This is a genomic window from Crossiella sp. CA-258035 (assembly GCF_030064675.1).
GTDB lineage: Bacteria > Actinomycetota > Actinomycetes > Mycobacteriales > Pseudonocardiaceae > Crossiella.
Map to the genome: position 1 here is coordinate 6,393,253 of NZ_CP116413.1, position 14,691 is coordinate 6,407,943.

11 protein-coding genes are annotated in these 14,691 nt (G+C 72.6%); 2 read left to right on the forward strand and 9 right to left on the reverse strand.

Going from position 1 to position 14,691, the window contains the following annotated elements; all coding sequences use genetic code 11:
- Nucleotides 1-4 precede the first annotated feature (4 nt).
- The 8 genes from N8J89_RS28700 to N8J89_RS28735 form a co-directional block, all read right to left on the reverse strand.
- On the reverse strand, nucleotides 5-898 hold the full coding sequence (locus tag N8J89_RS28700) for a shikimate dehydrogenase (RefSeq protein WP_283660117.1): 894 nt from the start codon (nucleotides 896-898) through the stop codon (nucleotides 5-7).
- Nucleotides 885-2,075 carry an endolytic transglycosylase MltG gene (mltG, locus tag N8J89_RS28705; protein ID WP_283660118.1) on the reverse strand — a complete coding sequence of 397 codons (1,191 nt, stop codon included), beginning with the start codon at nucleotides 2,073-2,075 and terminating at the stop codon, nucleotides 885-887. The genes N8J89_RS28700 and mltG overlap by 14 nt, the downstream gene beginning before the upstream one ends.
- On the reverse strand, nucleotides 2,072-2,584 hold the full coding sequence (gene ruvX, locus N8J89_RS28710; RefSeq protein WP_252482740.1) for a Holliday junction resolvase RuvX: 513 nt from the start codon (nucleotides 2,582-2,584) through the stop codon (nucleotides 2,072-2,074). The genes mltG and ruvX overlap by 4 nt, the downstream gene beginning before the upstream one ends.
- A complete protein-coding gene (alaS, locus tag N8J89_RS28715) occupies nucleotides 2,581-5,262 on the reverse strand; it encodes an alanine--tRNA ligase (protein WP_283660119.1) in 2,682 nt (893 codons plus the stop codon). The genes ruvX and alaS overlap by 4 nt, the downstream gene beginning before the upstream one ends.
- Before the next feature lie 84 nt (nucleotides 5,263-5,346).
- Nucleotides 5,347-5,787: a hypothetical protein gene (locus tag N8J89_RS42015; RefSeq protein ID WP_502868340.1), complete on the reverse strand. Its 441-nt coding sequence runs from the start codon at nucleotides 5,785-5,787 to the stop codon at nucleotides 5,347-5,349.
- Nucleotides 5,784-6,200 carry a DUF948 domain-containing protein gene (locus tag N8J89_RS28725; protein WP_283660120.1) on the reverse strand — a complete coding sequence of 139 codons (417 nt, stop codon included), beginning with the start codon at nucleotides 6,198-6,200 and terminating at the stop codon, nucleotides 5,784-5,786. Before N8J89_RS28725 ends, N8J89_RS42015 begins: the two co-directional genes overlap by 4 nt.
- Nucleotides 6,201-6,337: 137 nt before the next feature.
- Nucleotides 6,338-6,943 carry a hypothetical protein gene (locus tag N8J89_RS28730; protein WP_283660121.1) on the reverse strand — a complete coding sequence of 202 codons (606 nt, stop codon included), beginning with the start codon at nucleotides 6,941-6,943 and terminating at the stop codon, nucleotides 6,338-6,340.
- Nucleotides 6,940-8,298, reverse strand: a complete 1,359-nt coding sequence (locus N8J89_RS28735; RefSeq protein WP_502868341.1) for a replication-associated recombination protein A — start codon at nucleotides 8,296-8,298, stop codon at nucleotides 6,940-6,942. Before N8J89_RS28735 ends, N8J89_RS28730 begins: the two co-directional genes overlap by 4 nt.
- 92 nt (nucleotides 8,299-8,390) lie before the next feature.
- Here N8J89_RS28735 and N8J89_RS28740 point away from each other — a divergent pair, with 92 nt between their 5' ends.
- Both N8J89_RS28740 and N8J89_RS28745 read left to right on the forward strand, forming a co-directional pair.
- Nucleotides 8,391-9,296, forward strand: a complete 906-nt coding sequence (locus N8J89_RS28740; RefSeq protein WP_283660122.1) for a uridine kinase family protein — start codon at nucleotides 8,391-8,393, stop codon at nucleotides 9,294-9,296.
- 139 nt (nucleotides 9,297-9,435) lie between these two features.
- A complete protein-coding gene (locus N8J89_RS28745; RefSeq protein WP_283660123.1) occupies nucleotides 9,436-11,067 on the forward strand; it encodes an alkaline phosphatase D family protein in 1,632 nt (543 codons plus the stop codon).
- Nucleotides 11,068-11,116: 49 nt separating this feature from the next.
- On the opposite strand, the gene N8J89_RS28750 is transcribed toward N8J89_RS28745, so the two are convergent.
- Nucleotides 11,117-14,689: a S8 family peptidase gene (locus tag N8J89_RS28750; protein WP_283660124.1), complete on the reverse strand. Its 3,573-nt coding sequence runs from the start codon at nucleotides 14,687-14,689 to the stop codon at nucleotides 11,117-11,119.
- Nucleotides 14,690-14,691: the final 2 nt, after the last annotated feature.

Consider the following 14,691-nt stretch of genomic DNA (forward strand, 5'->3'; position numbering starts at 1 on the left):
GGTGCTACAGCGGTAGTTCCAGCAGGTTGTCCGTGGCGGCGCGCAGTGCCGCGCGCATCGCTTCCCGGGGCGCCGGGCGGCCGGTGAACTGCTCGCACTGGCCGAAAGCCTGGTGCAGCAGCATGTCCAGGCCGGTGGCCAGGCGGTGGCCCTGGGCCAGGACCGCGGTGGCCAGCGGTGTCGGGAACGGGTGGTAGATCACGTCCAGCACGCAGGGGGCCGCGGCCAGTGCGGTGGCGTGTGGTTCGGTCGCGGCCGGTGGCACGGTGCTCACCAGGATCAGGGAGCTCGCGGCCAGGTCGGCGAGGTTGGTTTCGGAGAGGAGGGTTGTCTCGGTTTTCATGCCTGCCCTGGCGGCGCAGTCGAGTGCGTCGGTGGCGCGGGCCGGGTCGCGGACCACCAGGGTGAGCTCGGTCAGGCCCAGCTCGGCCAGGGCGACGATCGCGGCCAAGGCGGTGCCACCGGCGCCGAGGATGGTCGCGTGGCCCCTGGTGACCGGGGTGAAGCCGCCCGCGGCGCGCAGGGCGCCGGTGACGCCGTCGATGTCGGTGCAGTCGGCGTGCCAGCCGTTGCCCGGCAACGGGGTCAGGGTGTTCGCGGCGCCGACCAGCCTGGCTCGTGCGGTGGCCTCGGTGGCGAGGTCCAGGGCACGGCGTTTGCCGGGCATGGTCACCGAGAAACCGGCCCAGGCCGGGGTGGCCCCGGCGGCCTCGGTGAGCAGGCTCGGCAGGCGGTGCTCGTCGCATTCGACGCGCTCGTAGTGCCAGTCGGGCAGGCCGAGCGCGGCGAAGGCGGCGTTGTGCAGGACCGGGGACAGCGAGTGGGCTACCGGTGAGCCCAGGATCGCCGCCCTGCGTGGTCCAGCGACTGCTCCGGCAGGCGGCTCAGTAGGCGCCACGGGCCAGGGCCTCGCTGCGGTTCTGGTTGTGCTGGGCGTTGGTTTCGGCGAAACAGGAGGTGCCGTCCTTGTAGCACTTGACGAAGAAGATCCAGTTCCCGGCCTCGGGCTTGGTGGCGGCCAGGATGGCCTCGTTGCCGGCGGAGGCGATCGGGGTCGGCGGCAGGTTGGTGTTGGCGTAGGTGTTGTACGCGCCCGCTCGCTCCCGGTCCTCCTTGGTGGTGCGCACCAGCGGACGGTCCAGGGCGTAGTTGATGGTGGAGTCCAGCTCCAGCTTCATGTCCTTGGCCAGCCGGTTGTACAGCACCCTCGAGACCTTGCCGAAGTCCTTGGTGATGCCCTCGCGTTCGATCAGGGAGGCGATGACCAGCACGTCGTAGTCACTGAAACCGGTGTCCCTGGCGATCTTGGGCAGACCGACGGCCTGCAGCCGGGTGGCCGAGGTGCCCAGCACCGCCTTGAGCAGCTCCTCGGGCGTCGCGCCCGGCTTGACGTCGTAGCGGCCCGGCATGATCAGGCCTTCCAGGCGGTGCTTGGGGTCGGCCTTGGTGACGCCGCCGATCGCCCAGTCCGGCACTCCGAGGGAGGCGGGGTCGGCCTTCTCCATGACCTCGCGGATGGCCTCGGCGCTGACACAGGTGTCCTTGCCGTTGACCTTGGCGCAGCTGGCCTCGGCGATGCGGGAGAGGATGCCGGGGTTGGTCTTGCCGTCGGGCTGCTTGGTGTCGTAGAGCTGGTAGCCGCCCTTGACCTCGAAGTCGCCGACGCGGGCTTCCTTCTCCAGCAGGCGGGCGCCCGCGGCCGCGCCGGACATCTTGGCCTTGAGCAGGTAGTAGCCGGGCTGGACGCCACCGAGCTTGGTGTTGGACTCGGCGGCCTCGGTGTAGGCGCGGGCGCTGGCGACCACGCCGGCGTCGGCGAGGGTCTTGCCGGTCTTGGAGATCGTGCCGGCCTCGATCTGCACGACCACGTCGGACTCGCCGGAGCCCTCGTAGTCGTCGTAGGAGCCGATGCCGATCAGTTCCAGCGCGCCCATCCACACCCCGACGCCGATGACCACGGCGGCCACCCCGGCGCCGATCAGCAACTTGGTGCGCTTGGCCTTCTTGTCACGGGCGGAGCGCTCCTCCGAGGAGTGCTGCCCCTCGTCGAACAACCCGAGATCGTCGCTGCTCACCGTTTCTCCTCGCCGCGTGCGGCCACCGCGTTGGCCCTGGCGTCCAGCCAGGACTGCAGGATTTCCACGGCGGCCGCCTGGTCGATGACGGCACGTTGCCGTTTGCCCTTGACGCCGCGCTGACTGAGCATCCGCGCGGCACTGACCGTGGTGAGGCGCTCGTCGGTCAACCGGACCGGCACCGGCGCGACGCGCTCGGCGAGCAGGTCGGCGTAGGCGGCCGCGGTCTGCGCCGCGTCGCCGTGCCGCCCGGCCAGGGTCCTGGGCAGGCCCACAACCACCTCGACCACCTCGTGTTCGGCGACGAGTGCGACCAGCTGGTCCAGGTCCCGGCCGGTCTTCTCGTCACGCGACAGGGTAACCAGCGGGGTGGCGAGCATGGGAGCGGGATCGCTCAGCGCGATGCCGACCCGCACCGAGCCGACGTCCACGGCGAGCCGCCGCCCCGGGCCCACGTCGTGGGCGCCGGGGCGGTCAGGCTGACGTGCTGGCTGGTCAGGCCGGGTCACGAGCCGCCCAAGGTGCGGTGCAGGGCGGCGATGGCGGCGGGCACGCCGGCCGGGTTGTCGCCGCCGCCCTGGGCCATGTCGGGCTTGCCGCCACCGCGGGCGCCCAGGTCACCGGCGAAGCTCGGCACCAGCTTGCCCGCGGCGTGGCCGAGGTCGCGGGCGGCGGCGGTGGTGGCCACCACGAAGGCGACCTTGCCGGCGTCCGCGTCGACCGAGAACAGCGCGACCACGCCGGGGCGGGAGCCCAGGCGATTGCGCACCTCGGTGGCCAGGGCGCGCAGGTCACCGGCGGGGACGCCGTCGGTGATCTGTTCGGCGACCACGGAGAGCTCGCCGAGCTGGATGGCGCGGCCGGCGATGTCACCGGCGGAGCGCAGCACCTCGCCGACGCGGAGCTGCTCGATGGTCTTCTCCGCGGCGCGCAGCTTGGCCACCACGCCGGAGATCCGCTCGGGCAGCTCGGCGGCGGGCACCTTGAACTGGTCGGCGAGCTGGGTGACCAGCAGGTGTTCCTTGTTGATGTAGCGCACGGCGTCCATGCCGACCAGGGCCTCGACGCGGTGCACGCCGGAGCCGATGGAGGCATCGCCGACCAGCTTGACCACGCCGAGCTGGGCGATGTTGCGCACGTGGGTGCCGCCGCAGAGCTCGCGGGAGTACTCGCCCATGTCGACCACGCGGACGCTGTCGCCGTACTTCTCGCCGAAGAGGGCGACCGCGCCCAGCTCCAGGGCCTTGTCCATGGTGGTGGTGAAGGAGTTGACCTCCACGTCCTCCTGCAGGTAGGCGTTCACCTCCTCCTCGACCTCGCCGAGCACCGAGGCCGACACCGGGGCGGGGGTGGTGAAGTCGAAGCGCATCCGGCCGGGCGAGTTGAGCGAACCGGCCTGGGCGGCGCGCTTGCCGTAGGCGCCGCGGACGGCGGCGTGCACCAGGTGGGTGGCCGAGTGCGAGCGCTGGATGGCGTTGCGGCGGGCCACGTCGACCTCGGCTTCGAGCAGGTCGTCCAGGCCGACCTCGCCGGAGACCACGGTGGCGCGGTGCACGAACAGGCCGGGCACGCTGCGCTGCACGTCGGAGACGGCCAGTTCGGCCCCGGCGCCGAGCAGGCGGCCGGTGTCGGCGATCTGGCCACCGCCCTCGGCGTAGAACGGGGTGCGGTCGAGCACCAACTCGACCTCGGCGCCCTGACCGGCCTTGGCGGCGGGCTGGCCGCCGACGAGCAGGCCGACGACGCGGGCCTGGCTGGCCAGGTCGGTGTAGCCGAGGAACTCGGTCGGGCCGTGCTGCTCCAGCACCGAGCGGTACACGGTGAGGTCGCCGTGCCCGGTCTTGCGGGCGGCGGCGTCGGCCTTGGCGCGGTTGCGCTGCTCGGCCATCAGGGTGCGGAAGCCGTCCTCGTCGACGGTGAGGCCCTGCTCGGCGGCCATCTCCAGGGTGAGGTCGATGGGGAAGCCGTAGGTGTCGTGCAGCTGGAAGGCCTTGTCGCCGGGCAGCTTGGTGCTGCCGCCGGCGCGGGTCTGCGCGGCGGCGGTGTCGAAGATCTTCGAGCCGCTGGAGAGGGTGGCCAGGAAGGCTTCCTCCTCGGCGCGCATGACGGCGTCGATGCGGTCGAAGTCGGTCTTGAGCTCGGGGTAGGAGGGGGCCATGGCGTCGGCGACGACCTTGGTGAACTCGCCCAGCACCGGCTCCTGCACGCCGAGCAGGCGGATGGAGCGCACGATGCGGCGCAGCAGGCGGCGCAGCACGTAGCCGCGGGCCTCGTTGCCGGGGGTGACGCCGTCGCCGACGAGCATCACGCCGCTGCGGGCGTGGTCGGCGATGACCCGGAAGCGCACGTCGTCGATCGCCTCGGCGCCGTAGCGGCGGCCGGAGAGCTCCTCGGCCTTGGCGATGACCGGGCGGATCAGGTCGGTCTCGTAGACGTTCGGCACGCCCTGCAGCAGCATGGCCACCCGCTCGATGCCCATGCCGGTGTCGATGCTCTTGGCCGGCAGGTCGCCGAGGATCGGGAAGTCGGTCTTGCCGGTGCCCTCACCGCGGAGGCTCTGCATGAACACGAGGTTCCAGAACTCCATGTAGCGGTCGCCGTCGGGCTCGGAGCCGTCACCGGAGTCGACGAACTCCGGGCCGTACTCGGGGCCGCGGTCGATGAGGATCTCCGAGCACGGGCCGCACGGACCCGGCACGCCCATGGACCAGAAGTTGGGGCCCTTGCCGAGGCGGATGATCCGGGACTTGGGCACGCCGATCTTGTTGTGCCACAGGTCGTAGGCCTCGTCGTCGTCCTCGTAGACGGTGGTCCACAGCACCGACTCGTCCAGGCCGTAGCCGCCCTCGGACTGCGGCTTGGTGACCAGCTCCCAGGCCAGCTGGATCGCGCCGTCCTTGAAGTAGTCGCCGAAGGAGAAGTTGCCGGCCATCTGGAAGAACGTGTTGTGCCGGGTGGTCTTGCCGACCTCGTCGATGTCCAGGGTGCGCACGCACTTCTGCACGCTGGTGGCGGTCGGGGACGGCGGCGGGGCCTCGCCGAGGAAGAACGGCTTGAACGGCACCATGCCGGCGTTGACGAACAGCAGGTTCGGGTCGTCCAGGATCAGCGAGGCACTGGGCACGACGCGGTGGCCGTTGCGTTGGAAGTGGTCGAGGAACCGCTGGCGGAGGTCATGGGTCTGCACGGGGAGTCCTAGGTGTGGCTGTGCGCGCACGGCGCGGGTTGACGGGTGGTCGGCGGGGGCGGCGAAGGGCAGGGGCGTCGGGGCTCAGCCCTCCGCCCAGCGCGCTCGCCGGTCCCCCTCCGTTCCGCCTCGTGGCGACTCGTCCAGACCGGTCAGCCAGCCGGCGTCGGCGGCGCGGTGCGAACCGGTCTCGCGGACGGCGCGGCCCGGCTCGCGGGCTCCGGCCTCGCGGCCGGCGCTGTCCCGGCCGGCGCTGTCCCGGGCCGGGCGGTTGTGCCTGCGCGAGCGGGAGCCCAGCGGCTCCTGGGCGCGGGCGACCACCTCGGAGAGCTCGTCCTCACGCTCGGTCATGCCCGCGCGGACGTCGGCGCCGAAGGAGCCGACCGCGCCGGCCAGCTCACGCACGGCGTCGCCGAGGTTCTCCGCGATGCCGGCCGGGGTGAACTGCTTGGTGGTGGCGGTGGCCTTGCGGGCGATCGCCACCCCGGCGGCCACGCCGAGACTGAGCCAGAACAGCCGCCTCATCGCTTACCACTCTTACGGGTGATGCGCCGGGAGTGCCGTCCGGTGGGCTCCATCGCGGCGGTGCGCTTGCGCCGGGCGCGCAGCGCCTTGCTGACGCCGTAGGAGAACGCGGCGGCCTTCACCAGCGGCCCGCCCAGCGTGGCGGTGAACAGGGAGGTCAGCGCGGAGACGTTGCCGCTGACGGCGCGCGCGTTCGCGGTGATCCCGTCCACCCGTTCCAGCTGGGTGTTGACGTGGGTGAGGGTGGTGTTGGCCCCGTCGAAGAGCGGATCGCTGTTCTCGTGCGCCTTGCGGATGGCGATGGTGGCCTCGTCCAGCGTGCGGCCCAGCTTCAGCAGCGGGATCGCGAGCAGCAGCACCAGCAGCACGAAGGCGCCTGCCGCGACCAATGCGGCAATCTGCCCTGGTGACACGAGCCCTCCATGCGTAAGTAGAAGTCGGGTACCCCAGCGCCGCGACGGTAAGCTCACGCGCGGTCACGCAGGTCTTCTGGCGTGTCGCAGGCGCTGTGGATGATCGGGGACAGGTTACCGCGCCGGTGTCACGTGCCTCACCCCGGTTGCTGCTCGGTCAGCTCGGCGGCCACCGCCTCGGGCAACTCCGGGAAGGCGGCCACCCTCGGGTCCAGGCGCAGCAGGCTGGCCAGGCCGATGCGTTTCTGCTCGCCGACGGCCGCGGTCAGCCGCCGGGTGGCCAGCACGTGGAAGACCCACTGGTCCACGTCCAGGGGGTTGGCGGTGGCCTTGTCCTGGTGCCGGAACAGGCAGAAGACGTAGGCGTCGGACTGCCGGGCGCGGGCGGAGCTGGTGTTGGTGGCGTGGTCCCAGCCCGCGGTGGGCCGGATGTCGAAGGAGATGTCGGAGAGCCGTTCCTGCCGCCAGCTCTGCAGGTAGGCGGCGGACTTGACCTCGATCCGCCAGCCCTGGGCGGTGCGCAGGTCGGCGGCGTCCCACTCGATCCGGGTGCCGCCGGTGACGCAGTCCAGGGCGAGGCCGACCAGGTACTCGGCGAGCACGCCGCGCATGGCGTTGCCGACCAGGTCGGAGCAGGACCAGCTCCAGAACCCGCGCAGGTCCGCCCCTGGTGGCGCGCCCGCGCCGGTGATCGGTTCGGCGCCGGTCTTGGGCGTCACGACCAGCGCGTCCAGCCCGGTCACCCCTGCTCCCCCCGGATCATGCGGCGCAGCTTCGGCACCCGGTCGGCCAGCACGCGTTCGGCTCCCCGGTCCACCGGTTCGTAGTAGTCGACGCCGACCAGGTCATCCGGCGGGTACTGCTGGGCGAGCACGCCCTCGGCGACGTCGTGCGGGTAGCGGTAGCCCTGGGCGTTGCCGAGCTTGGCCGCGCCCGCGTAGTGGCCGTCGCGCAGGTGCGGCGGGACCGGGCCGACCGAGCCTTTGCGCACGTCGGCCTGGGCGGCGCTGATGGCGGAGTTGACCGCGCCGGACTTGGGCGCGGTGGCCAGGTGGATGGTGGCCTGGGCCAGCGCGAGGCGGGCCTCGGGCATGCCGATCAGCTGCACGGCCTGGCTGGCGGCCACCGCGGTCTGCAGCGCGGTCGGGTCGGCCATGCCGATGTCCTCGCTGGCGTGCACGACCAGGCGGCGGGCGATGAACCTGGGATCCTCACCGGCTTCGATCATGCGGGCCAGGTAGTGCAGGGCGGCGTCGACGTCGGAGCCGCGGATGGACTTGATGAAGGCGCTGGTCACGTCGTAGTGCTGGTCGCCCTGGCGGTCGTAGCGGACCGCGGCCTTGTCCACGGTGGACTCGACGGTGGCCAGGGTGACCTCAGTGGCGCCGGTGCTGGCCGCGGCGTCGGCGGCGGCCTCCAGGGCGGTCAGCGCGCGGCGGGCGTCACCGGCGGCGAGGCGGACCAGGTGGTCCTCGGCGTCGGCGGCCACGGTGAGCGCGCCGCCCAGGCCGCGCGGGTCGGTGGCGGCGCGCTGGATGACGGCGCGGATGTCCTCGTCGGTGAGGGACTTGAGCTGGAGCACCAGTGAGCGGGACAGCAGCGGGGAGACCACGGAGAAGAACGGGTTCTCGGTGGTGGCGGCGACCAGCAGCACGGTGCGGTCCTCCACCGCGCCGAGCAGGGCGTCCTGCTGGGTGCGGGAGAAGCGGTGCACCTCGTCGATGAACAGCACGGTGGACTCAGCGGTGCGGCCCAGGCGTCGTTTGGCCTCGCCGATGACCTCGCGGACCTCCTTGACCCCGGCGTTGAGCGCGGACAGCGCGACGAACCGGCGGCCGGTGGCCAGCGAGACCAGGGTGGCCAGGGTGGTCTTGCCGGTGCCGGGCGGTCCGTAGAGCAGCACGGAGGCGGGCGCGGCGCCTTCGACCAGGCGGCGCAGCGGCGCGCCGGGACCGAGGAGGTGCTGCTGGCCCACCACCTCGTCGAGGGAGCGGGGTCGCATGCGCACGGCGAGCGGGGCGTTGGCCGCGAGGTGTTCCTCCGCCTTCTCCTGGGCTTCGGCCGCGAACAGGCCGCTTTCGAACAGACCGTCGTCCACGTGCGGGACGCTACCCGGAGAGACTGACAGCCGCGGTCCACGGTGTGCGAGGATCAACACCCGTGCCGTCACCTGCTGTTCAGCTCAAGGTCGTGTTGCTCGCGGGTCCCTCGGGATCGGGCAAGTCCCACCTCGCCGCCCGGCTGGGCTGGCCGGTGCTCCGCCTGGACGACTTCTACCGCGACGGCGACGACCCGGCGATGCCGGTGGACGAGGCAGGCCGCGCCGACTGGGACCACCCCGGCTCGTGGAACGCCGAGGCCGCGCTGGCCGCGATCGTGGAGCTGGCGAGCACCGGTGTGGTGCGCGCGCCGGTGTACTCCATCGGTGAGGACCGGCGGGTGGGCACGCAGGAGGTCCGCGCGGACGGGCCGTTCTTCCTGGCCGAGGGGCTGTTCGCGGACCGGCTGGTGGCGGGCTGCCGGGCGGCGGGGGTGCTGGCGGACGGGATCGTGCTGTCGCCGAACCGGGTGGTGACCTTCGCGCGGCGGCTGGTGCGGGATGTGGCCGAGGCGCGCAAGCCGTGGCCGCTGCTGGTGCGGCGGGGGTTGCGGCTGGTGCGGGAGCAGCCGGGGGTGGTGGCGCGGTGCACGGCGGCCGGGTTGCGCGGGGTGGCTCCGGGGCGGGCCGGGGTGGAGCTGGCGGCGATGGTGGCGGCGGCGCGGGGCGAGCGGGCGGTGGCGAGCGCGCCGGGCGAGCGGACGGTGGCGGCGGTCGGCTCGCAGGATGAGCGGGCGGTGGCGGCGGTGAGCGCGCCGGGCGAGCAGGCGGCACTGGCGGCAAGCGCGCCGGACGAGCAGGCGGCGATGGCGGTGGGCTCGCGGGATGAGCGGGTGGCGGGAGAAGCCGCGCGGGAGCAGCGGGTCGCGGCGGTGGAGAGCGCGCTGGATGAGCGAGTTGTGGCGGCGGAGAAGGCTCGGGAGCAGCGGGCCTCGGTGGCGGAGGTGGGGCGGGGTCAGCAGGTGGCGGATGGCGCGCGGGTGGCGGCGGCGAGCTGAGTCGGGGCGCGACCTGCTGGAGCTGGCGATACCGGTTTTCGGCTGCTGTGGCACCGCATTTCAACCGGCTAGTTGCCGCCGGATGAATACCTGAACGGCCGCCTTCTCGACCTGGCCCGGTCAGGCCAGAGTGCTGAACATGAATCATCCTCTGGACCGGCGGGCCGTGCTGCGCGCCACCGGAGCCGCGGCCCTGGGTGTGGCCGCCGCGACTGCTCTGCCCACCACGAGTTCGGCCGCTGCCGCTGACGTCCCGGTTTTCGGGCACGGCGTGGCTTCCGGCGATCCGTTGCCCACCGGGGTGTTGCTGTGGACCAGGGTCACCCCGACCGCCGAGTCGACGCCCGGTTCCGGCCTCGGGCCTGAGGTGCAGGTGCGGTGGGAGGTGGCCAGTGACGCCGGGTTCGGCGCGGTGGTGGCTTCCGGGGTCACCGTGACCGGGCCTGGGCGGGACCACACGGTCAAGGTCGACGTGGGTGGGCTGGCCCCGGCCACCGACTACCACTACCGGTTCACCGTCAACGGGGTGCGCTCCCCCGCCGGGCGGACCCGGACCGCGCCCGCGGCCGACGCGGCGGTGCAACGGCTGCGGTTCGGGGTGGTGTCGTGCTCGAACTGGCAGGCCGGGCACTTCGCCGCCTACCGCTACCTCGCCGAGCGCGGGGACCTGGACGCGGTGCTGCACATGGGCGACTACCTCTACGAGTACGAGCCGGGCGGTTTCCCGGTCGGATCGTACGTGCGACCGCACATGCCGCCGTGCGAGATACTCAGTCTCGCTGACTATCGGCAGCGGCACGCCCAGTACAAGACCGACCCGCACCTCCAGCGCCTGCACGCCACCTGCCCGTGGATCTTGACCTGGGATGATCATGAGGTGGCCAATGATGCCTGGTCAGGGGGCGCAGGCAACCACACGCCCGGTACCGAGGGCGAGTACGCGGTGCGGCGGGCGGCGGCGCACCGGGCGTACTTCGAGTGGATGCCGGTGCGCAACGCCGGGGACCGGCTGTACCGGCGGCTGCGGTTCGGCACGCTGGCCGAGCTGTCCATGCTGGACCTGCGCACGCACCGTTCGCAGCAGGTCAAGGCGCTCTCCGGGGACGTGGACCGGCCGGACCGCACCATCGCGGGCAGTGAGCAGCTGGCATGGTTGATCGACGGGCTGGTTTCCTCGAGCGCGCAGTGGAAGCTGGTCGGGACCTCGGTGATGATCACGCCGACGTTGATCCCGCCGCTGCCCGCCGAGCTGCTCGGGCCGCTGTTGAAGCTGCTGGGGCTGCCGCAGGAGGGTGGGGCGGTGCTCACCGACCAGTGGGACGGCTACACCGCGGACCGGCGCAAGGTGCTCAAAGCGTTGGCGGAGCACAAGGTCAAGGACACCGTGTTCCTCACCGGGGACGTGCACTCCTCGTGGGCGGCCGACATCCCGGCCGATGCCGGGCTGTACCCGTTGAGTCCGTCGCTGGCCACCGAGCTGGTGTGCACCTCGGTGACCTCGGACAACATCGACGATGTGCTCAAGGTGCCGCCGCGCACCGCGAGTGTGGTGGTGGAGAAGGCGCTGACCGGGCTGAACCGGCACATCAAGTGGGTGGAGTACGACTCGCACGGCGCCTCGGTGCTGGAGGTGACCCCGGCGGGCACGCAGATGGACTGGTACTACGTGGCCGACCGGACCAAGGCGGACAGCCCGGTGCGGCACGGCCGCTCGTTCCGGGTGAAGGCGGGCTCGCAGCGGGTGCAGCCGGCGACCAGTCCGATTGCCTGACAAGGGAACCCGGTGCCGCTGTCCGCGACAGCGGCACCGGGGTTCTCGGTCAGCCCACGCGGTAGGCGCGGATGACGGTCTCGGTGACCGAGCCGCCGTCGGCGTCGGACGCCTTGGTGCGCAAGGAGACGAACCCGCCGGCCGGGTTGGTCACCTTGGCGGTCCAGGACTTGCCGGAGGGCAGCACCGGGACAGGTCGCCAGGTGGCGCCGTCGTCGGTGGAGACCTCCATGGTCACCGCCACCGCGCCACGGCCGCCGGAGCCCGCCTGGTGCGGGGCCGCGACGGCGAAGGCGAACTCGCCCGGCTTGGCCCGGTTGGCCAGGTCGAGGGGCAGGTCGTAGCGGATGTCCAGCAGTGGCAGCGCGGTCTCCTTCGCGGTCTGTCCACTGTGGAACTTCCAGGTGGCCGTGGACTTCGTGCCCAGTTCCGCGCCGGGCAGTGCCCTGGTGGCCTCGGCGGTCAGCTCCAGGAGCTGGCGGCGGGCCGGGACGTCCACCGTGGCGATGCCGGGCACGTCGCTGCCGCCGACGCGCTTTCCGTTGGCGGACAAGGAGGTGCTGCCCTTGTCGAAGTCCGGGCTGAAGTAGCCCAGCGCGCCGGGCTGGCTGAACATGGGCAGCTCCACCCGCAGCTTGTCGCCGGTGCGGGTGATCGCGGACCGGGTCAGCTCCGGCCCGAACGGGCTGCCGAACAGCGTCAGCTTCGTGCTCTGCCCGGCCCGGTAGGTGGTGGGCAGGGTCTCCTGGATGCCGTAGGCCGCGGTCTGGGTCTGGCCGAGGGCGGCGCCGGTGATCCAGGGCCGGCCGGGGGTGTAGAGCACGTCCAGCTCGCCGGGCACCCGGACCGGGGCTACCGAGCCGAACCACATGTCGCCGACCTGCACGTTGGCCTGCACCGAGGTGGCCGACTCGCCGTTGCCGACCTGGGCGATGCGGGTGCGGGCCTTGCCGAGGTCGCGGGCGGAGTGCGACCAGGTGATCCCGTCCGGCAGGCCGTCGGTCACCCGGTCGTGCAGCACGTACAGGCTGGGCGAGTTGGCGATGCCGCGGATGGTGACGCGGCCGCCGGGCTGGGCGCGCAGCGCGGCGCTGGCCTCGCCGTAGATGTTGACCACCGGCCCGGTCCAGGCGGCCTGGTGCTCGGCGTAGGCGTCGTCCAGGATCACCCCGGCCGCACCGGCGGCGAAGGCGGCGGTGACCCGCCGGGTGACCTCCGCCGTGGGCTGGCGGCCCGGCTGCATCAGGGCGAGCTTCCCGTGCACGCCGGCCTGGGCGATCTCCTCCGGGGTGCCGCCGCCGACGTCGGCGACCTCGGCGGTGCGCTCACCGCGGAAGCCCAGTGGGTTGAGGTCACGCGGGTTGAGCTCGCGGTGGCCGAGCTTGGCCGAGAGCAGCGGCCGGTTCCAGGAAGTGTTGCTGTACAGCACAAGTCCGGGGGCGGGCGCGCTGGGCACCAGGTACTCCCGGCCCGGCTTGGACACCATGGCGACCCCGGCCTTGGGCTTGCCGGGCAGGTCGGAGAACAGGCCGACCTCGTGGCCGAGCTGGAACGGGGTCTGCACCGCCTCCGGGTCGTCCACCCGCACCTGGATCGGCTTGGCCTTGCGGCCATCGAGGAGGATCTCGGTGTCCTTGTCGACGGTGATCTCCTGCACCAGCTTGACCCGGTCGGTGAACACGCCGTTGGGCAGGCCCGGCGGGTACTCGGTGTCGATCACCTGGGCGAGCACCCGGTAGCGGCCGACCGGCACGCCTTCGCTGTTGCTGTTCATGATCCGGGCGTGGCCGGTGTCCAGGTCCTGCAGCACCACGTTGGTGAAGGCGTCGGCCTTGCCCTGGCGGCTGAAGGACTTCACGGTGAGGATGTGCTCGGCCGGTCGCCGTTCGGCCACCACCGAGGTGCGCAGCTCCACGCCGTCGCCGGTGGCGGTGAGCCGGGCGCCGACCAGGCCGGTGGCCTTGGTGAAGTCGGCGGTGACGGTGACCTCAGTCGAGCCCTTGGCGGGCACGGTGACCTGCTTGGTGCCGGCGGTGAACAGGCCACCGTGCGCGGGCAGGTCGAGCTTGAGGGTGACCGGGCGGTCGGAGTCGTTGGTGTAGCGCAGTTTCCGCTGCTCCGGCTGCTCGCCGCCGGTGGGCACGCTGCCCATGGACAGCGAGGCCGGTTCGACCCGCACCCGCTGCCGGTGCGCCCGCGCCAGGTCGAGCCTGCCGACGCCCTGACCGAAGACGTTCACGCCGTCCAGGGGCGTGGAGGCGCCCATCAGCGCGGCCTTGAGCGCATCGCCGGTCCAGCCCGGGTTCTGCTGGGCCAGCACGGCCGCGGCGCCGGCGACGTGCGGGGTGGCCATCGAGGTGCCGGAGATCCGCAGGTACTGCTCGCTGACCGCGTACTGCGGCATGGTGCCGGCGGCGCGGGCGGCCACGATGTCCACGCCGGGCGCGGTGATGTCCGGCTTGGCGGCGTGGTCGAGGTGGCGGGGGCCGCGTGCGGAGAACGGGGCGAGCTGCCCGGACTTGGTGCTGGCGGCCACGGTCAGCGCCGCGTCGGCCGCGCCGGGTGACTCCACGGCGGCCTCCGAGCCGTTGTTGCCCGCGGCGATGACGAACAGGGTGCCCTTGTCCGCGGAGAGCCGGTTCACCGCCTGGGACAACGGGTCCGTGCCGTCGGTGGGCGGGCCGCCCAGGCTCATGTTGACCACCTTGGCGCCCTGGTCGGCGGCCCACTGCATGCCGGCCAGGATGGCGTCCTCCGGGCAGTACTCGTCGCAGACCTTGCCCACCACCAGGTTCGCCTCGTAGGCGATGCCCCGGTAGCGGCCGCCGGAGGCCTTGCCGGTGCCGGCGATGGTGGAGGCGACGTGCGTGCCGTGGCCGTTGGTGTCCTGCACCGGCTGGCCCTCGATGAAGCTCGAGGAGGCGGCCACCCGGCCGGTCAGGTCGGGGTGCCGCTGGTCGTAGCCGGAGTCCAGCACGCCGACCTTGACCCCGGCTCCGGTGCCCCCGGCCTGCCAGGCCTGCGGTGCGCCGATGACGCTCGCGCTCTGGTCCAGGTTGAGCAAAAGCCTGCGGTTGAGCCAGAACTTGCCCTCCGCGGCGCGCAGTGACGGCCCGGTCAGCGAGGCCCAGAACTCCCCGGCCCGCTCCTTCGGCTGCCTCAGCGCGGTGACGCCGAGTCCGGGCAGCTCACGGGTGACCGCGCTGGCCGCGGGCAGCTCCGCCGCGGCGCGGGCGTGCGGCCGGCGGGTCAGCAGCAGCGGCAGCGCGGTGTCGCGGTCGAAGCCCTGGCGCAGCAGCTCGGTGACGTTGAACAGGTTCTCGTCCAGCCGGTTGGCCCGCACCAGCGGCAGTGCGTCGGCCGGGTAGACGAACCGGCGGCCGTTGAGGATCACCTTGTGGAAGGCCATGTCCTCGCGTCCGGCGGCGGGCCGCACCTGCACCACGTCCGCGCCGCGCACGACCACCTGGTCGCCGCTGAGCAGCGTGAGCACGCGCTGCGGCGGCGCGGAGTCCGGTGGTGTCTCGGCCGCGCCCGCGACCGGGGTCAGCGTGGCCCCGGCCAGGGCGAGCAGCGCCGCGGTCGCGCCAAAACGGCGGCCGCGGCGGGAGTGTGTCCCCATTG

Excerpts from the sequence above, each read along its gene's own strand:
- N8J89_RS42015 (WP_502868340.1), bottom strand. The coding sequence starts at position 5,787 with ATGAGGCGGCTGTTCTGGCTCAGTCTCGGCGTGGCCGCCGGGGTGGCG.
- N8J89_RS28745 (WP_283660123.1), top strand. The coding sequence starts at position 9,436 with ATGAATCATCCTCTGGACCGGCGGGCCGTGCTGCGCGCCACCGGAGCC.
- N8J89_RS28750 (WP_283660124.1), bottom strand. The coding sequence starts at position 14,689 with ATGGGGACACACTCCCGCCGCGGCCGCCGTTTTGGCGCGACCGCGGCG.